The organism is Lysobacter korlensis (assembly GCF_042434515.1).
The window spans coordinates 15,883-34,697 of sequence record NZ_JBHLTG010000001.1 but is presented as its reverse complement, the minus strand read 5'-3'; the positions used below and the strand labels follow the sequence as shown (position 1 = coordinate 34,697).

Here is an 18,815-nt window from a genome sequence, read left to right as displayed (position 1 = left end):
ATGCACGACGCGCCACGCGGTGACCGCTTCGTGCCGCCGTTGCCGCCGAACGCGCCACGCATGAAGCACAACCGCTTCGCGCGCTGGCTCGGGCGTACTGTGCTCAGGCTCGGCGGCTGGCGTGTGGTCGGCGAGTTTCCGGACCTGCCGAAGCTGGTGCTGATCGGCGCGCCGCATTCGTCCAACTGGGACGGCGTTTGGGGCATCGCAGTGAAGCTCGCGCTCGGGCTCGACATTCGCATCCTCGGCAAGCACCAGCTGTTCTGGGGCCCGCTCGGGCCGCTGATGCGCCGGCTCGGCGTGATTGCGGTCAACCGCGCCGCCGCACGTGGCGTGGTTGAGCAGGTTGCGATGCGGATGCGCGGCAGCGAGCGCTTCTGGGTCGGCATCGCGCCCGAAGGCACGCGCAAGCCGGTCGAGCAGTGGAAAACCGGTTTCTGGAAGATCGCGCGCGCCGCGGACGTGCCGGTGCTGCCGGTGTATTTCCATTACCCCGATCGCGTGATCGGCGTGGGCCGGCCGTTCGTGACCAGCGCGGACATGGAAGCCGACATCGCCGAGCTGCGTGCGTGGTACCGGCCGTGGCAGGGCAGGCACCACGGCACGCCCTGAACTGCGTTGACCGCTGCTGGCACGCAGATTGCGTGACAGTTTTCGATGACGCCCGGTCGAGGGCGTCAGATGCCGTCCCCTTGCCGCCTTCCGGAAGCCATCCACCGCGCATGGCCGTATCGATTCCGCCGTTGCCGCATGCGCTCGCCGCAGAAGCGCCGTGGGTCTTCGCGGCCGGCTGCTTCGTGCTTGCGCCGACCGCGCTGGTCGGTGCGACCGGTTGGCTGCACCGGCCCGCGCGTGCGGGCGGGCCCGGCTTCGACGTGCGCGCCGCGACGGTCGACGTGGTGATTCCGGTCTGCCGCAACCAGTCGACGATCGTGCTGTGCCTGGCGGGCCTACACGCGCAGACGCTGCGTCCGCGCCGCATCCGCCTGGTCGAGGACTGCAGTGGCGCGCGCGACGGTACGGCCGTGCTCGCGCGCGAGTTCGCTCAGGCGAACGGCTTTCGCATTGAAGTCGTCGAACAGCACGAGCCGGGCGGCCGCGCAGCCTCGCTCGCGGCGCAGGCCGAGCTGCTCGATGGCGACGTCATGGTCGTGCTCGATGCCGACACGGTGATCGACTCGCCCGACTATCTCGAGCGCTGCGTGCATGCGCTGTACGAAGGCGCGGGCGTAGCCGGAGCCTGCGGCGCGCGGCTGCCGTTGCGTGGCAGCGATCGTCGCAGGTGGGCGATGAGCGACGCATTCCGGCGCTGGCTCGGCGGCGACCGCTGGCGCGATCCACTGGTCCCGCGCAATGGCGTGCAGTGCTTCAGCCGCTGGCTCGCCGAACGCCATGGGGAATGCGTGGGGCTGGTGCAGCAGCGATTCGTGCACCGCGGGCAGTTGCGCGCGTTCGGCGGCATCTGCCATCCCTGCGGCGCGGTCGCGTACCGGCGCCGCTACCTCGCGGCGCTGTCGCATCAGTACCTTGCGTCCGACGACGAGGCGCGCTCGGCCTGCGATGAAGACCTGTTGCTCGGCTTCGCGCTTGCGCACGAGGGCTTTCGCACCGTGCAGGTGCCCGAGGTGATCGCGCGCGTTCATAGCGCGCAGGGCGTGACCGCGGTGCCACGGGCACGCCTGCAGTACACGCGTGCGTTTCTCGAGGCCGGCCGGCGCTTTCGCGCATTGCTGCGCATGCCCAGGCGCGCGCCGCTGGCCGAACCCGCGCACGGCTGCGAGCGGCGGCGCCATGCCGAGCCGTTCCGGCAGCCATTCGGCGCGCGTTTCACGCATGCGCGTGGCCGGCCGATGGGCTGGGCGTTCGCATGCACCGCGCTCGACAAGGCGCTGCTGCCGCTCGCGGTCGTGGTGGCCGTCGCTGCGGGCTTCGGCTCGTGGCTGGCGTGGATCGCGCTGGTCGAGCTGGGCGTCTGGCTCGCCGTGCTCGCGGCGGTTGCCTCCGGTCCGCGGTGGCGCACGCTCGGATGCGGGCTGCTGGTCGCGCCGCTGCGCTATGTCGAAATGGCCGCCGACGCGGTCGCGGTGGCCGGCTTCTTGGGCACCCGCCGCCGGGGCTGACGCAACCGGCTAGCGCTCGGAGTGCCCGGCCGCGTAGTAGTCGCGACGCACGAACAGCTCGGGCTTGATCAGCTCGGTGAAGGCACGCGCCTGCGGCGACAGGTACTTGCCCTTGCGCACCACCACGCCGTAGCTGCGCGACGGGAAATACTGCGCCAGCGAGCGCGCCGCCAGCCGCTCGCGGTCGGCCTCGCCGAGGCAGACCGCGGTGACGATGCTGATGCCCAGCCCCATCGCGACGTACTGCTTGATGATCTCCCAGCCGCCGACTTCGAGCGCGACGGTGTAGGGCACCCGCGCGCGCTGGAACACGAGGTCGACCATGCGGTAGGTCGTCAGCCGCTGCGGCGGCAGGATCAGCCCGTATGGCGAGAGGTCCTCGAGCGTCAGCTCCGGCTTGGACGCCAGCGGGTGGTCAGGCGGCGTGATCAGCATCGGGTCGAAGCGGTAGACCGGTGCGTAATCGAGGTCGGCCGGCACGTCGAGCATCGAGCCGACCGCGAGGTCGACGCCATCCGAACGCAAAAGGTCGAGGCCGCCCGCGCCGGTGACGTTGTGCAGGCTCACCCGCACCTCGGGGTGCGCCGCGCGGAACGCTTCGATGATGCGCGGCAGCAGGTACAGGATCGTCGAGCTGCCGGCGGCGACGTTGAGTTCGCCCGCATCCAGCCCGCGCACTCGCTCGCGGAAACTGCCCTCGAGATTGTCCAGACCTTCGACCAGCGGCCGGGCGAGTTCGTAGAGCTCGGCGCCTTCCCGCGTCAGCGTCAGGCGGCGCCCGCTGCGCTCAAGCAGGCGCGTGCCGTAATCGCGCTCGAGTGCCTGCAGCTGCAGGCTCACCGCCGGCTGGCTCAGGAACAACGCCTCGGCCGCCCGCGACACCGATCCCAACCGGGCGACCTGGCAGAACGCACGCAGGGGCTTGAGGCGGCTGCCTTTGTAGGAAAAACGGGGGCTGGTATTTGTCATTTCAACGTGACGGCGATGTGTATTTAAAAAACTTATAACGCGCATTTGCAAAACTCGTTTGTCGTATAGCACACGCCGGCGCATGGTCTGCGGTAACTGGACTGTGGAGTGCACGCATGGCGGCAGTAATGGAAATGGATCAGGGCCCGGATCGGAACATCCGGCTTTCACCGGCCGTGTCGGCCCCGCCGGACCTGCTGGGACCGCCCGCGCTCGACTTCCTGGCCGCGCTGCATCGTTCGTTCGAACCCGCCCGCCAGGCGCGCCTCGCCGCGCGCCGCGAGCGGCAGAAGTTCTTCGATGCCGGCAACGCCCCCGACTTCCGCCCCGACACCGCCGCGATCCGTGAAGGCGCCTGGCGCGTCGCGCCGCTGCCCGAGGCGCTGCGCGACCGCCGCGTCGAGATCACCGGCCCGGTCGACCCGAAGATGGTCATCAACGCGCTGAACTCCGGCGCGAAGGTCTACATGGCCGACTTCGAGGACAGCACCACGCCGACCTGGGACAACCTCGTCACCGGCCAGCAGGCGCTGCGCCGCGCGGTGGCCGGCACGCTCACGTTCGATGCGCCGAACGGCAAGCACTACGCGCTCAAGCCGTTCGCCGAGCAGGCCGTGCTGATGGTGCGCCCACGCGGCTGGCACCTGGACGAAAAGCACCTGACCGTCGACGGCGAGCCGATGTCGGGCAGCCTGTTCGATGCCGGGCTGTTCGCGTTCCACAACGCGCATGCGCTCGCCGCCAAGGACCGCGGCCCCTACCTCTACCTGCCGAAGCTGCAGTCGATGGAGGAAGCGCAGCTGTGGGACGACGCGCTGGGCTTCATCGAGCGCGCGCTCGGCCTGCCGGTCGGGCAGATCCGCGTCACCGTGCTGATCGAGACGTTGCCGGCGGTGTTCGAGATGGACGAGATCCTGCATGCGCTGCGCGGTCGCATCGCCGGCCTGAACTGCGGCCGGTGGGACTACGTGTTTTCCTACCTCAAGACGTTCCGCGCGCACCGTGGCAAGGCGTTGCCCGAGCGTGGCCAGGTGACGATGACGCAACCGTTCCTGCGCGCCTACACCGACCTGCTGGTGCAGACCTGCCACAAGCGTGGCGCGCATGCGATGGGCGGCATGGCCGCGGTGATCCCGGTCAGCGGCGATCCGGTCGCGACCGAAGCGGCGTTCGAGAAAGTGCGCGCCGACAAGCTGCGCGAAGCGAAGGCCGGCTGCGACGGCACCTGGGTCGCGCACCCGGCGCTGGTGCCGGTCGCGCGCGAGGTGTTCGACGAGCACATGCCGACGCCGAACCAGCACCACGTGCGCCGCGAGGACGTCGAGGTGACTCGCGACGACCTGATCACCCCGTCGCGGGGCACGATCACGCGTGCCGGCTTCGAGAACAACGTCGAGGTCTGCGTGCGCTACCTCGCCGCCTGGCTCGATGGCCTGGGCTGCGTGCCGATCCACGGCCTGATGGAAGACGCGGCGACCGCCGAGATCGCCCGCGCGCAGCTGTGGCAGTGGCTGCACCACACCAACCCGCCGACCGCCGATTGCCCGAGCGGCCTGTGCCTGGACGACGGCACGCCGGTCGATGAATGCCTGTTCGAGCAGGCGCTGATCGGCCTGCCGAGCCGGCTCGCTGCGCAGCCGGGCCTGCCCGGCGCCGGCCGCGTCAATGAGGCGATCGAACTGCTCGAGCAGCTCACGCGCGCTGCCGTGCTCGAGGACTTCCTGACGCTGCCCGCGTACGCGCGGCTCGAGTAAATCCGCGCCGGGCCTGCCGCGGCAGGCCCTTCCGCTCAGCGATTCGCCCTGCGGTTTCGCGCCGCAGCGGCCCGCTGCACCCCGTGTTTTTCGAATCCGGCCGCCAATGGCCATCCAATCCCCCGATACGACCATCCATACGAAAGGAGTTCGCCATGACCACGTCCCTCCCGACCGCCGAACAGCTCGAGCAGCAGTGGGCCACCGACGCCCGCTGGAGCGGCATCACGCGCCCGTACTCGGCGGCCGACGTCGTGCGCCTGCGCGGCACCGTGCCGATCGAGCATTCGCTCGCCAAGCTCGGCGCGCAGAAGCTGTGGAATTCGCTGCACACCGAGGATTTCGTCAACGCGCTTGGCGCGATGACCGGCAACCAGGCGATGCAGCAGGTCAAGGCCGGTCTCAAGGCGATCTACCTCTCGGGCTGGCAGGTCGCGGCCGATGCGAACATCGCGGGCGAGATGTACCCCGACCAGTCGCTGTATCCGGCCAACTCGGTGCCGCAGGTCGTCAAGCGCATCAACAACACGCTGCTGCGCGCCGACCAGATCCAGCAGGCTGAAGGCGGCGGTGACATCGACTTCCTGCAGCCGATCGTGGCCGACGCCGAAGCCGGTTTCGGCGGCGTGCTCAACGCGTTCGAGCTCATGAAGGCGATGATCGAGGCCGGCGCCGCGGGCGTGCATTTCGAAGACCAGCTCGCATCGGTCAAGAAGTGCGGCCACATGGGCGGCAAGGTGCTGGTGCCGACTCGCGAGGCAATCGACAAGCTCGTTGCCGCGCGTCTGGCTGCCGACGTCTGCGGCGTGCCGACGCTGATCGTTGCGCGCACCGATGCCGAAGCGGCCGATCTTTTGACCAGCGACATCGACGACAACGACCGCCCGTTCTGCACCGGCGAGCGCACCGCTGAAGGCTTCTACAAGACCAACAACGGCCTCGACCAGGCGATCAGCCGCGGCCTGGCGTATGCGCCGTACGCGGACCTGGTGTGGTGCGAAACCGGCAAGCCGGACCTGGAATTCGCGCGCAAGTTCGCCGAAGCGATCCATGCGAAGTACCCGGGCAAGCTGCTTGCGTACAACTGCTCGCCGAGCTTCAACTGGAAGAAGAACCTCGACGACGCGACGATCGCGAAGTTCCAGAAGGAAATCGCGACCTACGGTTACAAGTTCCAGTTCATCACGCTGGCTGGTTTCCATGCGCTGAACTACGGCATGTTCGACCTCGCGCACGGCTACGCGCGCCGCCAGATGAGCGCGTTCGTCGAACTGCAGGAGCGCGAATTCGCCGCGGCCGATCGCGGCTTCACCGCGGTCAAGCACCAGCGCGAAGTCGGCACCGGCTACTTCGACACGGTCACGCAGACGATCCAGGGCGCGCAGGCCTCGACCGTCGCGCTCAAGGGCTCGACCGAGGAAGAGCAGTTCCATGACCAGCAGAAAGCGGGGACCGTGGTGACGCGCGCAGCCGCCTGACCGGCCCACGCGCTGCCGGCCTCGCCGGCAGCGCGGACCGCCCACGCCCGCCGCGGTCTTCATGCCGCGGCCGGCACCGTCCCGCCAACCGGCGGGCCGGTACTATCGCGACCGGCCCCGCCGCGGCCCGGAGCGCAGATGTCGCAGGACCCCCGAGCACCGTTGACCCGATACGACACCGTCCCGGCGGTGTCGGCCGTGCTCGACGAGGACGAGTACGCACTCTTCGCCGAGGTCGGTCGCCTGCGCAGGTTCCACGCCGGAGACATCGTGATGCGCCGCGGTGTGATCGGCGGCGCGATGTACGTGGTCGCGCACGGCGCGGTCGAGCTCGATTTCGGCGGCGAACCCGACGCCCGCTACGTCGAGGCCTGTGGGTTTTTCGGCGAACTGGGCCTGCTGATTGAAGGTTGCCCCGATCAGGCCGACGCGGTCGCCATCGTCGACAGCCTGCTGATCGAGGTGCAGCGCAGCGATTTCGACCAGCTGATCGATCGCCACCCCGGTTTCGGGCTGCGATTCATGCAGCACGTGCTGGCGCATACCGTGCACGGCGGGCGCCAACGGATCGACCGGCTCCAGCAACGGCACGATGCGCTGAAGGATGCGCTCGGTGACCTGCGCACGCCGGCGTACACCTCGGACGAGCACGATGAGTTCATCCGCACCGACGAGCTGACCGGCCTGCTCAACCGCCGTGGCCTCGACCGGCACATCGCCGAACGCCGGCGCAGCGGCGCGCTCGGCAACCTCGGCCTGCTGCTGATCGACTGCGATCGCTTCCATGCGTTCAATGACGTCTACGGCCATCGCGTCGGCGACCGCCTGCTGCAGGGCGTTGCGAGCCTGCTCAACTCCGCCGCCGGCACCGACGACGTTGCCTGCCGCCTCGGTGGCGACGAGTTCTGCCTGCTCGTCAGTGCGCGCGATCGGGAGGGCGTGATGCGTCAGGCGGACTTTCTGATCGGTACCGCGCACGGCCTCGTGCAGGTGCCGCAGTCGCCTCCGCTGATGTGCACGCTGAGCATCGGCGGTTGCCTGGTTACGCCTGGCGCGGACTGGAACGCGTGGTACGCAAACGCCGCCGCGGCACTGGCACGTGCCAAGCGCCTCGGGGGTAACCGGGCCGAGTGGAGTGCGCCGCTGTCGGTGGAGGGATAGCCTGCCTGCGACATACGTTTTACTGCCCGGTCGCGGCCCGGCCGGCGTACCGGCCCGTCGCGCTGCCATCAACGTGCTGCATCAATAACGACGCGTGAGGCGTGCATTCTCGTGCCGTGGTCGCGCCCGCCGCGCCTGCGCGGCTGTGTTTTTATGCGGCCTGCCGCTCGCCGCGGTCGACCCGCCGATACCCGATGGCTTCGGCCAGATGGGCTGTTTCGATGGTCTGGCTGCCGGCGAGGTCGGCAATCGTGCGCGCGACACGCACGATGCGGTGCATCGACCGCGCCGACAGTTGCAGCGCGTCGACCGCGCGTTCGAGCAGGGCATGGTCGGCGGATGACAGCCGGCAGTGCAGGTTCATCTCGGCCTGCGACAGGCGTGCGTTCGGCCGGCCGGCACGCGCATGCTGCAGAGCGCGCGCATGCAGCACGCGCTCGCGCACGGTCGCGCTCGATTCGCCACCCGGCGCGTCGGGACGCAGGTCCGCCGATGGCAGGCGCGGCATCTCGACGTGCAGGTCGATGCGGTCCAGCAACGGCCCAGACACGCGCGCGCGGTAGCGGCGCACCGCATCCGGATTGCAGCGGCAGCGGCCGCTCGGGTCGCCGGCCCATCCGCAAGGGCAGGGGTTCATCGCCGCAACGAGTTGGAACCGGGCCGGGAATTCGCAACTGCGGGCCGCGCGCGAGACGGTCACGACGCCCGACTCGAGCGGCTCGCGCAGCACGTCCAGCGTGTGGCGCTGCCACTCGGGCAGTTCGTCCAGAAACAGTACGCCGTGGTGCGCGAGCGATATCTCGCCGGGCCGCGGCTGCGCGCCGCCACCGACGAGCGCAACCGCGCTCGCCGTGTGGTGCGGGGCGCGGAACGGCCGCTCGCGCCAGCGGGCCGGATCCAGGCCGCGGCCGCTCACCGACGCGATCGCCGCGGTTTCCAGCGCCTCGTCCTCGGACGCATCGGGCAGCAGGCCCGGCAGGCGCGACGCGAGCAGCGTCTTGCCGCAGCCCGGTGGGCCGACCAGCAGCAGGTGGTGGTCGCCGGCCGCCGCGATTTCGAGCGCCCGCCGCGCCTGCGCCTGGCCGCGAACGTCAGCGAGGTCGGGCCCGCTGGCGGACACAGTTGGCACCGCCTCGGCGGGCGGCAGCGTCTTGCGGCCGTCGAGCATTGCGCAGACCTCGAGCAGCGTGCGCGCCGTATAGGCCTCCACATGCGCGGCGAGCGCGGCTTCGGCGCCGTTGCCCGCCGGCACGATCAAGCGGCGACCTTCTCGCGCGGCTTCGAGCGCGGCCGGCAGCACGCCGTCGACCGCGCGCAGTTCTCCGGTCAGGCCGAGTTCGCCCAGGAACTCGTATCCCGCCAGCGTCTCCAGCGGCACCTGACCGCTCGCGGCCAAAATGCCGAGCGCGATCGCCAGGTCGAAGCGGCCGCCGTCCTTGGGCAGATCGGCCGGTGCGAGGTTGACCGTGATCGCCCGCGCCGGGAATTCGTACTGCGCGCAGACGATCGCGGCCCGCACCCGGTCCTTGGATTCGCGCACGGCCGCTTCAGGCAGGCCGACGATCGACATCCGCGGCAGCCCGCCGGCGAGGTGCACTTCCACGCGGACTGCAGGCGCACGAACGCCCGATCGCGCACGGCTGTGCACGAGTGCCAGATTCATGGCGGGGGGCTCAGTGCTGGGGCGGAGGCAGCGAGCCGGCGGGCGCCGGGTTGCCGGCGCGGGCTTCGAGCTCGGCAACGGTGCGCTGCAACGCCTCGAGTTTTTCTCGCGTGCGCAGCAGCACCGCGCGCTGCACCTCGAACTCTTCGCGTGTCACCAGATCGAGCTTGCCCAGGCCCGACTGCAGCACCGCTTTGAAGTTCTGCTGCAGTTCGGCGCGCAGTTCCTGCGTCGACTCGCCGCGCAGCCCCGGCGGGACCAGCGAGCTGAGGCGGCGGGCGAGGTCATCGAGTTGGGCGAGGTCGATCATGGCAGGCTCCTGCGGCGAGGCACTCAGCATGCGGCCGGCACCGGCATGGTGCCGTCGGCGCAGGCCTCGCGGCGCTGTCGGACAAATCCGAACGGTCGGCGCGCACTCTAGCCCAACGGCGCGGCAAAGCCACGCGCCGGGCGCGTTATCCTGCCGCGTCCGCAACCGGGAGCGCGCAATGAAGATGGTCATGGCGGTGATCAAGCCGTTCAAGCTCGACGATGTGCGCGAGGCGCTGGCCGAGGCGGGCGTCGCCGGCATCACCGCGACCGAGGTCAAGGGCTTCGGACGGCAGAAGGGCCACACCGAGCTGTACCGCGGCGCCGAATACGTGGTCGACTTCCTGCCGAAGATCAAGCTCGAGGTCGCGGTCACCGACGACCAGGCCGATGCCGTGGTCGAGGCGATCATCAAGGCGGCCGGCACCGGCAAGATCGGCGACGGCAAGATCTTCGTCTGGGACCTCGCGCAGGTCGTGCGCATCCGCACCGGCGAGCTCGACGCCGACGCGCTCTAGCGCAGGCAAGGCCGGAGGTCGACGCCGAGCGGTTGGGGCGGACCGGGCGGTCGATGCAATCAACGCGTCGGATCGGCCGCTGCGGCGGAGGCCACCGATAACGCGCGCGGCCGCAGCGATCAAACGCCCCCGACCGCGCGCGCGCGTTCGGTCGAAACCAGCAAGGGTTGCCGCGATTCGCTATTCGCGATCGCTATTAGTAATCGCTGTTCGCAAGTAGCAAGTAGCAAGCCGCAAGTCGCAAGCCGCAAGTCGCAAGCCGCAAGCCGCAAGTCATAAGCCGCTAGCGCAAGGCGTGCGTCCCTAGCCGCTGAGTGACGCCGCGCCGCGCGTCGCATCACCCACGTGAGCATCAACCCCCGGCCTGCCCAGTCGCCGCGAGCGCTGATGCGCACCCTGACCCTGCACCGTCGCACCGGTCGCCAGCGGTCCGCGCATCGCGGCTGCCGTCGTCGCATTCGACCCGATTGCGCCCGCTCTGCTTGGCCCGGTACAGCGCCGCGTCCGCGCGATGCAGCAGCGAACGGAAATCGCCGTCGGTCATCGTGTATTCGGCAACGCCGATGCTGACCGAGATCGTCAGGCCGGGCGCGACCGGATCCAGCTCCAGCGCGCCGACCGCGGCCAGCAGGCGGTCGGCGACGCGCCGTGCAGCCGGCAGCGCCGTGCCGGGCAGCACCGCAACGAACTCTTCGCCGCCCGTGCGGCCGAGCAGGTCGCACTTGCGCATCTCGCACTGGCAGGCTTCAGCAACCCGGCGCAGCACCGCGTCACCCGCGGCATGGCCGTAGCGGTCGTTGATGCGCTTGAAGTGGTCGACGTCGAGCGCAATCACGCTGACCGGGCGCGTGCGCGGGTCGGCCTCGGCGATCGCGAGCGCGGCGAAGCGCTCGAGACTGCGGCGGTTGGCGGCGCCGGTCAGCGGATCGGTCATCGCGAGCGCATGCAGTCGGCGGCCGCTGCGGCGCTGGCCCAAGCCCAAGGCCGCCAGCACGAGCAGCAGCACAAGGCTGCCCGCGAGCGCGGCGCGCTGCCAGCGCCGCAACCGCAGTTCGGCCTGCAGCCGCGCCGCGTTGACCGCCTTGTCGGCCGCCAAGCGACGGTACTCGGCGTCGCGCCGGCCGAGCTCGAACTGGTGCCGCATCAGCGTTTCGCGCTGCCCCCGGTTCACGCGGTCGAGCTGGGTCTGCATCCGCAGCCACTGCCGGTACTCGGCCAGCGCCTCACGCGGTTGCCCGAGGGCTTCGAAGCTCGGCGCGCGGGCGCGGTGCAGCATGATCCGGTAGCGCAGGTTGTCACTGCCGGCGAGCGCTGCATCCACCCGCGCGTACTGCTGCAGCGCCTCGCGGTGGCGCCCGAGCGCGGCGAGCGCTTCGCCGCGGCGCAGGCTCAGCAACGTGTCCAGGCTGGAGCGGTCGCCTAGCGCATCCAGTGTGGCGCGGGCCTGCGATAGCAGCTGCAACGCACGCTCGGGTTTGCCGATCTGCACATGGCTTGCCGCGAGTGCGACGCGCGCGATCGCGGTATCGCGCGGGAACTGCTTGCGCTCGGCCAGTGCCAGCGCCTGAGACAGGGGTACCAGCGACGCGGCCGCGTCGTCTCGGTCGAAGTGCAGGTAGCCCTGCTGCAGCAGCGAGGTGTAGACAACCTGCCAGTCCTGCTGGCGGCGGCCAGCCTCCTCGCTGCGCCGCAGGTAGGCCAGCGCCTGGGCGTACTCGCCCATGCGGCGGTATGCGACGGCCAGGCCGAGCACGTTGCCTTCGGCAAGGTCGGTGAGCCGCGCCTGCTCGTACACGCGCTGCGCCTGCATCAGATCGAGCAGCGCCGCTGCATGCTCGCCAAGGATCGAGACGGTTCCAGCGCGCAGCTCCAGCCCTTCGCCGAGCAGTCGCGGCAGGCCCGCCTGGCGCGCCAGCTCGATGCCGCGCGAATAGGCTGCGACCGCGGCGCGTTCGTCGCGCTGCGCCTCGAGTGCGTCGCCACGGCAGTAGAGCAGGCGGACCTGCGACTCGGTGTCGCCGAGCCGTTCGGCCTTCGCCAGCCCCGCGTCGGCTTCGCTGACCACGCGCGCGGCGTCGCCAAAGAGGCCGAGGCCGCACTGCAGTGCCGCCAGCTGCAGCGCGCGGGCCTCGTCACCTGGTGGCAGTACCGCCCGCAGGCGGTCGTACTGGGGGCGCAATTCGGCGTGGTCGCCGTGCATGCGCGGCAGGGCGTCGACCTGCGCGAACAGTGCATCGAACGCCTCGGCGCCGGGCCGGACGCCTGCCAGGGCGTCCGCCGCGATCCACGGCGCGAGCGCGACGGCCAGCAGCCAGGCCGCGCCACGACGCAGGCGTCGTACGCTCACAGTGCCGCCTGCGCGGGATCCGCGGCCGTTGGCGCGGCAGCGGGAACGGAGGCATCGAATTCGACACGGTTGCGGCCCTGCCGCTTGGCCCGGTACAGCGCCCGGTCGGCGCGGCGCATGAGATCCGCCAGCCCCGCATCGTCCGGCTGCAGTTCGGCCGCGCCGATGCTCAGCGTCACGCGCAGGTCAGGCGCCAGGTCCTCGAACTCGAGCGCGCAGACAGCCTGCCGCAACCGTTCGGCGATCGGCAGCGCGCGGTCGAGTGCGGTGTCGGGCAGCAGCACGAGGAACTCCTCGCCGCCGATCCGGCCCAATCGGTCGAACTGGCGCAGCGCGGCCTGGCAGGCCTGGGCGGTGCGCATCAGCACTTCATCGCCGGCGAAATGGCCGTGGGTATCGTTGATCGCCTTGAAGCGGTCGATGTCCACCGTGAGCACCGTCAGCGGCGTGGCGGCGGCGCGCGCCGTGGCGACGGCGGACGCGCCGGACAGCTCGATGCTGCGCCGGTTCGGCACGCCGGTCAGCTCATCGGTCAGCGCCAGGCCGCGCAGGCGGATCGAGCGACGAACCTGGCGTGCGACGAGCGTGCCGAGCACGAGGATCAGTGCCGCACCAATGCCGATGGCAAGCCACTGCCAGCGCCGGGCGGCGTGCAACGCGGCGACCTGGCGTTCGTCGAGCGCCTTTTCCTCGGCCAGCCGGCGGTTGTCGAGGTCGCGCTGGGCCGCGTCGAAACGGTAGCGAAGCACCTGCGTGTGCTGGTCGCTGTGTTTTTTCTCCAGCGCCTCGCGCAGTGCGAGAAAGTGCTTGTAGTCGTCGACTGCGGCCTGCACGCGGCCGGTTGCCTCCAGGCTTGCCGAGCGCTCGGGATAGAGCATCGCGAGGTAGCGCTCGTTGCCGGTGGCGGTGAAATCACGCTCGGCGTGGTCGAAATGCGCCATCGCCGCTTCGTGCCGGCCGAGCCCGGCCAGCGCCTGGCCGACGTACAGCTCGACCATCCCGGTGTTCGAGCCGTCGCCGAGTGCGGCGAATTCGCCACGCGCCTGCTCGGCCATGCGCAGGGCTTCGTCGTACCGCCGCAAGAGCACGAGTGCGCCTGCCATGCCGAGGTGGGCGGATGCGATGTTGTAGCGCCAGCCATGGCGGCGCGACAGCTGCTCGGCTTCCTGATAGATGCGCAGGGCGCGCTCGGGCTGGCCCAGGCTTTCGTACACGAAGCCCAGCTGCAGCAGGTCGAGCACCAGCACGTCCCACTCCTTGCGTTGCGCGGACTTCGCGCGGCTCGCATTGAGGTACTCGAGCGCCTTGTCGTATTCGCCCATGCGGCGGTAGGCGATCGCGATCGCCTGCAGGTTCGCCTCGGCTGCGCGGCGGTAATTGCCGCGCTCGTACAGCGCCTGCGCCTCGAGGAAATCCAGCAGCGCCAGACCCTGGTCGCCCAGCAGCGAACGCACGCTGCCGCGCAGCGACAGCCCCTCGGCAATCAGGCGCGGATCATTCGTCTCGCGCGCGAGCTCCAGGCCCTCTTCGTAGCCGGCGAGCGCGGCCTTCGAGGGCTCGACGAGTTCGCGGTAGCCGGCCAGGCAGTAGGTCAGGCGGATCTGCGCGGCGCGCTCGCCGGCCGCGATCGCCTCGGCTAGCGCGGTGGAGGCGAATGCGAACCCGGCGCGTACGTCGTCGAAGTCGGCCGGGCAGGCGAGCGTCTTGTACTGCAGGCTGCGCCGCACGTCGCCGGGCGGCACCAGCGTCTTGAGCCGCGCGGTCTCACGCCGCCAGCGGTTCAGATCCAGCGTCGTCGCGTCGGCGTCGAGCCAGGCGAACTGCCGGTCGAACGCCTCGGCCGTGCGTTCAGTCGGGGACGACCGCTCGCAGCCGGCCAGGCCGGCCGCCAACGCGGCAGCGGACACCAGGCACAACCAGCGACTGCGGCGACGCACGAGCATGACAGTCCGCCTGGATGGAAACGAGCAGGGCGGGGAGCGCGGCGGTCGTCAACGCGCTGCCGCCCGTGCCCGCGCCACGTCGGACCGGCACCGGGTGCCGGTCAATCGCCCAAAGCGCGCGCCACGAACGGCGGTAGCGCCTGAGCCCCCCGGTGGATGTCCGCACTGTAGTAGAGCGTCTCCAATGAATCCGGGCGTGCGTCACGTTCGGATAGGGAAAAAGTCGCACCCGCCAACTTGCGCGCCATCGTGCAGCTCCACCAGCCGGTCGGGTAGCACGGCTGCGGGAACGGCAGGGTCTGGAACGACTGGAACCCGGCCTTGCCCATCTCCGCGCGCATCTGCTTGATCAGCTCGATCAGCATCAGCGGCGATTCGGACTGCTGCACCAGGATGCCGTCCTCGCGCAGCGCCGCGAAGCAGCTTTCGTAGAACGCCTTGTTGAACAGGCCTTCGGCCGGGCCGACCGGATCGGTCGAGTCGACGATCACGATGTCGACGCTGTTCGGGGCGCAGTTCTTCATGTACGCCACGCCGTCGTCGAACAGCAGCTGCGCGCGCGGATCGTTGTTCGATTCGCACAGCTCCGGGAACCACTCCTCGGCCATGCGCGTGACCTGCTCGTCGATGTCGCACTGCACGGCCGTCTCGACGCCGGGGTGCTTGAGCACCTCGCGCAGCGTGCCGCAGTCACCGCCGCCGATGATCACCACGTTCTTCGGGTTGTCGTGCGTGAGCAGCGCCGGGTGGGACATCATCTCGTGATAGAAGAAGTTGTCCTTCGTCGTCAGCATCATCGCGCCGTCGATGAGCATGAGGTTGCCCCAGTCCGTGCTCTCGTAGATCTCGATCTTCTGGAACGGCGACTGCACTTCGTCGAGCTTGCGAGTGATGCGGTAGCCGATCGCCGAACCGGTCGGGTCGAAGTTTTCGTAGTGCCACGTCGTGTCAGCGTTCATGCCAGTCCGTCCAGTGCAGTGGCCACATTCAGACGTACGCGATCCTGTCCGGGCATCGCACGTCGATCAGGGCGAAGAAAGGGGGCGAATTGTAGCGGGCGCGCCGGTGACCGGCTCGTATCCGGCGCGCGCGGGTGCGGGCGCTAGAATGCGCGTCCCCCACACCGCCGGTAACGCACCGATGACCGAATGGTCGCTCGATCAGGCCCGCAGGACGTACTCGATTCCGCACTGGGCCGAGGGCTACTTCGACATCGATGACGCAGGGCGCATCAGCGTCCGTCCGCGCGGCGACAACGGCCCGGCCGTGGCGCTGCCGCAGATCGTCGACGAAGCGCGCGCGAACGGCGCGAAACTGCCGTTGCTGGTGCGGTTTCCGGACATCCTCGGCGACCGCCTGCGCAAGCTGCAGGGCGCGTTCGCCTCGGCCATGGACGATGTCGGCTACGAAGGCGGGTACACCGCGGTCTATCCGATCAAGGTCAACCAGCACCGTGGCGTCGCCGGCACGCTTGCCGAGCACGGCGGCGGCGCGTCGCCGCGCGGCACCGCGTTCGGCCTCGAGGCCGGCAGTAAACCTGAACTCATGGCCGTGCTCGCGCTCAGCCAGCCCGGCGGCGTGATCGTCTGCAACGGCTACAAGGACCGCGAATACATCCGCTTGGCGCTGATCGGTCGCAAGCTCGGGCTGGAGACGTTCATCGTCGTCGAAAAGCCGTCCGAACTGCCGCTGGTGATCGAAGAAGCGAAGGCGCTCGGCGTGAAGCCGGGCCTGGGCGTGCGCATGCGCCTAGCCAGCCTCGGCGCTGGCAAATGGCAGAACAGCGGCGGCGACAAGGCGAAGTTCGGCCTGAGCCCGCGCCAGGTGCTCGACCTGTGGAAACAGCTGCGTGACTCGGGGATGGGCGACACGCTCGGCCTGCTGCACTTCCACATGGGCTCGCAGATCTCGAACGTGCGCGACATCGCCAACGGCATGCGCGAGGCCGTGCGGTATTTCGTCGAGCTGTCCAAGCTCGGCGCGAACGTGCGCTACATGGACGTCGGTGGTGGCCTCGGTATCGATTACGAAGGCACGCGCTCGCGCAGCTATTACTCGATCAACTACGGCCTCAAGCAGTACGCGCTGAACATCGTGCAGCCGCTCGCCGAAGCCTGCGCCGAACACGGCCTGCCGCAGCCGCGCATCGTCACCGAATGCGGCCGCGCGATGACCGCGCACCACGCGGTGCTGATCGCGAACGTGTCCGAGGTCGAGAAGGCCCCGCAGGGCCGCGTGCCGGACGTGCATGACGATGAGCCCGCGGTGATCCGCCACCTGCGAGCGATCCACGACGAGCTCGATGCGCGCCCCGCGGTCGAGCTGTTCCACGAGGCCGTGCACCACCACAGCGAAGGCCTCGCCGCGTACGCGCTCGGCCAGATCGACCTCGTGCATCGCGCCCGCATCGACGATCTGTTCTACGCGATCGCGAACGCGGTTCGCGCGCGCCTGAGCCCGGGCCAGAAAAACCACCAGGCCGTGCTCGACGAGCTCAACCAGCGACTGGTCGACAAGTTGTTCGTGAATTTCAGCGTGTTCGAGTCGATGCCCGACATCTGGGCGATCCAGCAGGTGTTCCCGATCGTGCCGATCGAACGGCTACGCGAAGTGCCGGACCGGCGCGGCGTGATCGCCGACCTGACCTGCGATTCGGACGGGCGCATCGACGTCTACGTCGAGAACGAGGCGCTGAACACCTCGATGCCAGTGCACGCGCTGCGGGCGGGTGAGAGCTACCGGCTCGGCTTCTTCCTGGTCGGCGCGTACCAGGAAATCCTCGGCGACATCCACAACCTGTTCGGCGATACCGACGCGGTCGAAGTGCGGGTCGAGGGCGATGGCTACGCGCTGGTGCAACAACGCCGCGGCGACACCACCGACGTGATGCTCGATTACGTCGGCTACCGGCTCGAAGACCTGCGCGCGTCGTACCGCGACCGGGTGGCCGCGGCCGGGCTGCCGGACGACGAGTCGGGCCGGCTCGAGGCCGCGCTCGAGAGCGGACTGACCAGCTACACCTACCTCGACGACGCGCCGCTGGACTGACGGCAGCGGCGGGCGCGGCAGCCGGGGGAAGCGGCTGCCTGCATACGGCGGTTCCCGCGTTATTGCAGGAGCGGGGCGCGGCCGTGGAATCGCGGGTTTCGAATCGGCACCGGGCCCGCCCCGGGCCGTATTGCATTGACCAGGAGAAGTTCATGAAAGTCGGATTCATCGGTCTGGGCGCAATGGGCGCGCCGATGGCGCGGCACGTGCATGCCCGCGGCCTGCTGGCCGCGGTCGGCAACCGCAGCCAGCACAAGGCCGATGCACTTGCCGCCGAGCTTGGCGTGCGCGCCGCGCGCAGTGCGGACAACTTCGCCGATTGCGACATCGTCGTGCTGTGCGTGTCGCTGGACGCCGACGTGCTCGAGAACGTCGCCGCGCTCGCCGGCGTGCTCAAGCGCAACGCGCTGGTGATCGACCATTCGACCACCGCGGTTGAAACCGCCCGGCGTGCGGCCGCGCAGCTGGCAGCGCAGGGAATCGCGTTCGTGGACGCGCCGGTCTCCGGCGGCGTCGAGGGTGCGCGCAACGGCCGGCTGTCGGTGATGGTCGGTGGCGAGGCCGACGTGCTCGAGCGCGCGCGGCCGGTGCTGGAAAGCTATGCGGGGCGGATTGCCCACATGGGGGCGGTTGGCGCCGGGCAGGCGACCAAGGCGGTGAACCAGGTGCTCGTGGCCGGCATCAACGAGGCCGTCTGCGAAGGGCTGGCGCTGGCCGAGAAGCTCGGCCTGGACGCCGAGCAGCTGCTGCCGACGCTGATGGCGGGTGCGGCCGGCAACTGGTTTCTCGAAAAGCGTGGCGCGACGATGCTGCGCAGCGAGTTCACACCGGGGTTCAAGTGCGCGCACATGCTCAAGGACCTGCGCATCGTGCAGGGCATCGCGCGCAATGCCGGCGTCTACGTCAGCGTGACGCAGCAGGCGCTGGCCGATTACGCCGAACTGATCGAGCGCGGTTTCGGCGAAGCCGACACGTCGGCACTGATCGAACTCAAGCGGCGCGGCTGAACGCGGGCGGCGTGACCGCCCGGGCGGTCACCGTGGCGTCGCGCGTCGCCGCTGCGCGAGCCGCTCGCCGATCCAGGCGCCCAGGCCCGCAGCGACCAAGCTGGCGGTAAGTGCGAGCGCGTTGTGGCGCAGCACCGCCGCCAAGGGCAGCGACGACACCGGCGAGCCGTCGTAGGCGAGGTAGAGCGTCGCGATAATCGCCGCCCAGACCACCAACTGCAGCAGCACGGCGATCCAGCGGAACGCACGGTGCCCGGCGACCGCGCCGCCGGCCGCCATCGCCAGCAGCACGCCGAGGACATCGGCGAGCGGCAATGCACCCAGCGGTGAGGCGATCTCGCGGTTGAGCTGCGCGCCGAACAGCTGCACGAGCAGGCTGCCGGCAATCATCGTAACCACTGCGACCAGCGCCGCCGCGAGCATTCGCTTCGGCTGGCCCGGTGCGCCGAGCGAATCGGTCAGCACCCCGTGCTCCGACAATGGGCGGCCGCGAGGCGC

Annotated in this window: 15 protein-coding genes; 8 read left to right on the top strand and 7 right to left on the bottom strand. The window is 69.9% G+C overall.

Annotated elements, in window-relative coordinates; all coding sequences use genetic code 11:
- Both ACFFGH_RS00140 and ACFFGH_RS00135 read left to right on the top strand, forming a co-directional pair.
- A complete protein-coding gene (locus tag ACFFGH_RS00140) occupies positions 1 to 612 on the top strand; it encodes a lysophospholipid acyltransferase family protein (protein ID WP_386663828.1) in 612 nt (203 codons plus the stop codon).
- A 110-nt stretch (positions 613 to 722) separates the two neighbouring features.
- The gene (locus ACFFGH_RS00135) at positions 723 to 2,120 is read left to right on the top strand and encodes a glycosyltransferase (RefSeq protein WP_386663827.1); all 1,398 of its coding nucleotides are present in this window, start codon (positions 723 to 725) and stop codon (positions 2,118 to 2,120) included.
- A gap of 9 nt (positions 2,121 to 2,129) precedes the next feature.
- On the opposite strand, the gene ACFFGH_RS00130 is transcribed toward ACFFGH_RS00135, so the two are convergent.
- Entirely contained in the window at positions 2,130 to 3,089 is a 960-nt protein-coding gene (locus tag ACFFGH_RS00130; RefSeq protein WP_386667244.1) for a LysR family transcriptional regulator, read from the bottom strand.
- Between the two features lie 116 nt (positions 3,090 to 3,205).
- On the opposite strand from ACFFGH_RS00130, the gene aceB reads away from it, so the two are divergent.
- The 3 genes from aceB (at position 3,206) to ACFFGH_RS00115 (ending at position 7,482) form a co-directional block, all read left to right on the top strand.
- Positions 3,206 to 4,843, top strand: coding sequence for a malate synthase A (gene aceB / locus ACFFGH_RS00125; protein WP_386663826.1), 1,638 nt, complete (start codon positions 3,206 to 3,208; stop codon positions 4,841 to 4,843).
- Between the two features lie 155 nt (positions 4,844 to 4,998).
- Complete coding sequence (gene aceA / locus ACFFGH_RS00120; RefSeq protein WP_386663824.1) at positions 4,999 to 6,321, top strand: isocitrate lyase; 1,323 nt, start codon at positions 4,999 to 5,001, stop codon at positions 6,319 to 6,321.
- 138 nt (positions 6,322 to 6,459) lie between these two features.
- Positions 6,460 to 7,482, top strand: coding sequence for a GGDEF domain-containing protein (locus tag ACFFGH_RS00115; RefSeq protein WP_386663823.1), 1,023 nt, complete (start codon positions 6,460 to 6,462; stop codon positions 7,480 to 7,482).
- A gap of 151 nt (positions 7,483 to 7,633) precedes the next feature.
- Here ACFFGH_RS00115 and ACFFGH_RS00110 read toward each other — a convergent pair whose 3' ends face one another.
- Both ACFFGH_RS00110 and ubiK read right to left on the bottom strand, forming a co-directional pair.
- Entirely contained in the window at positions 7,634 to 9,145 is a 1,512-nt protein-coding gene (locus ACFFGH_RS00110; protein ID WP_386663821.1) for a YifB family Mg chelatase-like AAA ATPase, read from the bottom strand.
- 10 nt (positions 9,146 to 9,155) lie between these two features.
- The gene (gene ubiK, locus ACFFGH_RS00105; RefSeq protein WP_386663819.1) at positions 9,156 to 9,455 is read right to left on the bottom strand and encodes a ubiquinone biosynthesis accessory factor UbiK; all 300 of its coding nucleotides are present in this window, start codon (positions 9,453 to 9,455) and stop codon (positions 9,156 to 9,158) included.
- Between the two features lie 178 nt (positions 9,456 to 9,633).
- Between ubiK and ACFFGH_RS00100 the strand changes: the two genes are divergently transcribed.
- Positions 9,634 to 9,972 carry a P-II family nitrogen regulator gene (locus tag ACFFGH_RS00100; RefSeq protein ID WP_386663818.1) on the top strand — a complete coding sequence of 113 codons (339 nt, stop codon included), beginning with the start codon at positions 9,634 to 9,636 and terminating at the stop codon, positions 9,970 to 9,972.
- A 352-nt stretch (positions 9,973 to 10,324) separates the two neighbouring features.
- On the opposite strand, the gene ACFFGH_RS00095 is transcribed toward ACFFGH_RS00100, so the two are convergent.
- The 3 genes from ACFFGH_RS00095 to speE all read right to left on the bottom strand — a co-directional run bounded on the left by ACFFGH_RS00095 (position 10,325) and on the right by speE (position 15,221).
- Positions 10,325 to 12,319 (bottom strand): GGDEF domain-containing protein, encoded by a 1,995-nt coding sequence (locus tag ACFFGH_RS00095; RefSeq protein WP_386663816.1) that lies wholly within the window; start codon positions 12,317 to 12,319, stop codon positions 10,325 to 10,327.
- Positions 12,316 to 14,262, bottom strand: a complete 1,947-nt coding sequence (locus ACFFGH_RS00090; protein WP_386663814.1) for a diguanylate cyclase — start codon at positions 14,260 to 14,262, stop codon at positions 12,316 to 12,318. The genes ACFFGH_RS00095 and ACFFGH_RS00090 overlap by 4 nt, the downstream gene beginning before the upstream one ends.
- Positions 14,263 to 14,363: 101 nt before the next feature.
- Entirely contained in the window at positions 14,364 to 15,221 is an 858-nt protein-coding gene (speE, locus tag ACFFGH_RS00085) for a polyamine aminopropyltransferase (protein ID WP_386663812.1), read from the bottom strand.
- A gap of 181 nt (positions 15,222 to 15,402) precedes the next feature.
- On the opposite strand from speE, the gene speA reads away from it, so the two are divergent.
- Both speA and ACFFGH_RS00075 read left to right on the top strand, forming a co-directional pair.
- Positions 15,403 to 17,310: an arginine decarboxylase gene (gene speA / locus ACFFGH_RS00080; protein WP_386663810.1), complete on the top strand. Its 1,908-nt coding sequence runs from the start codon at positions 15,403 to 15,405 to the stop codon at positions 17,308 to 17,310.
- A gap of 83 nt (positions 17,311 to 17,393) precedes the next feature.
- Positions 17,394 to 18,317, top strand: a complete 924-nt coding sequence (locus ACFFGH_RS00075; RefSeq protein ID WP_386663808.1) for an NAD(P)-dependent oxidoreductase — start codon at positions 17,394 to 17,396, stop codon at positions 18,315 to 18,317.
- 27 nt (positions 18,318 to 18,344) lie between these two features.
- On the opposite strand, the gene ACFFGH_RS00070 is transcribed toward ACFFGH_RS00075, so the two are convergent.
- A complete protein-coding gene (locus ACFFGH_RS00070) occupies positions 18,345 to 18,782 on the bottom strand; it encodes a hypothetical protein (RefSeq protein WP_386663807.1) in 438 nt (145 codons plus the stop codon).
- Positions 18,783 to 18,815: the final 33 nt, after the last annotated feature.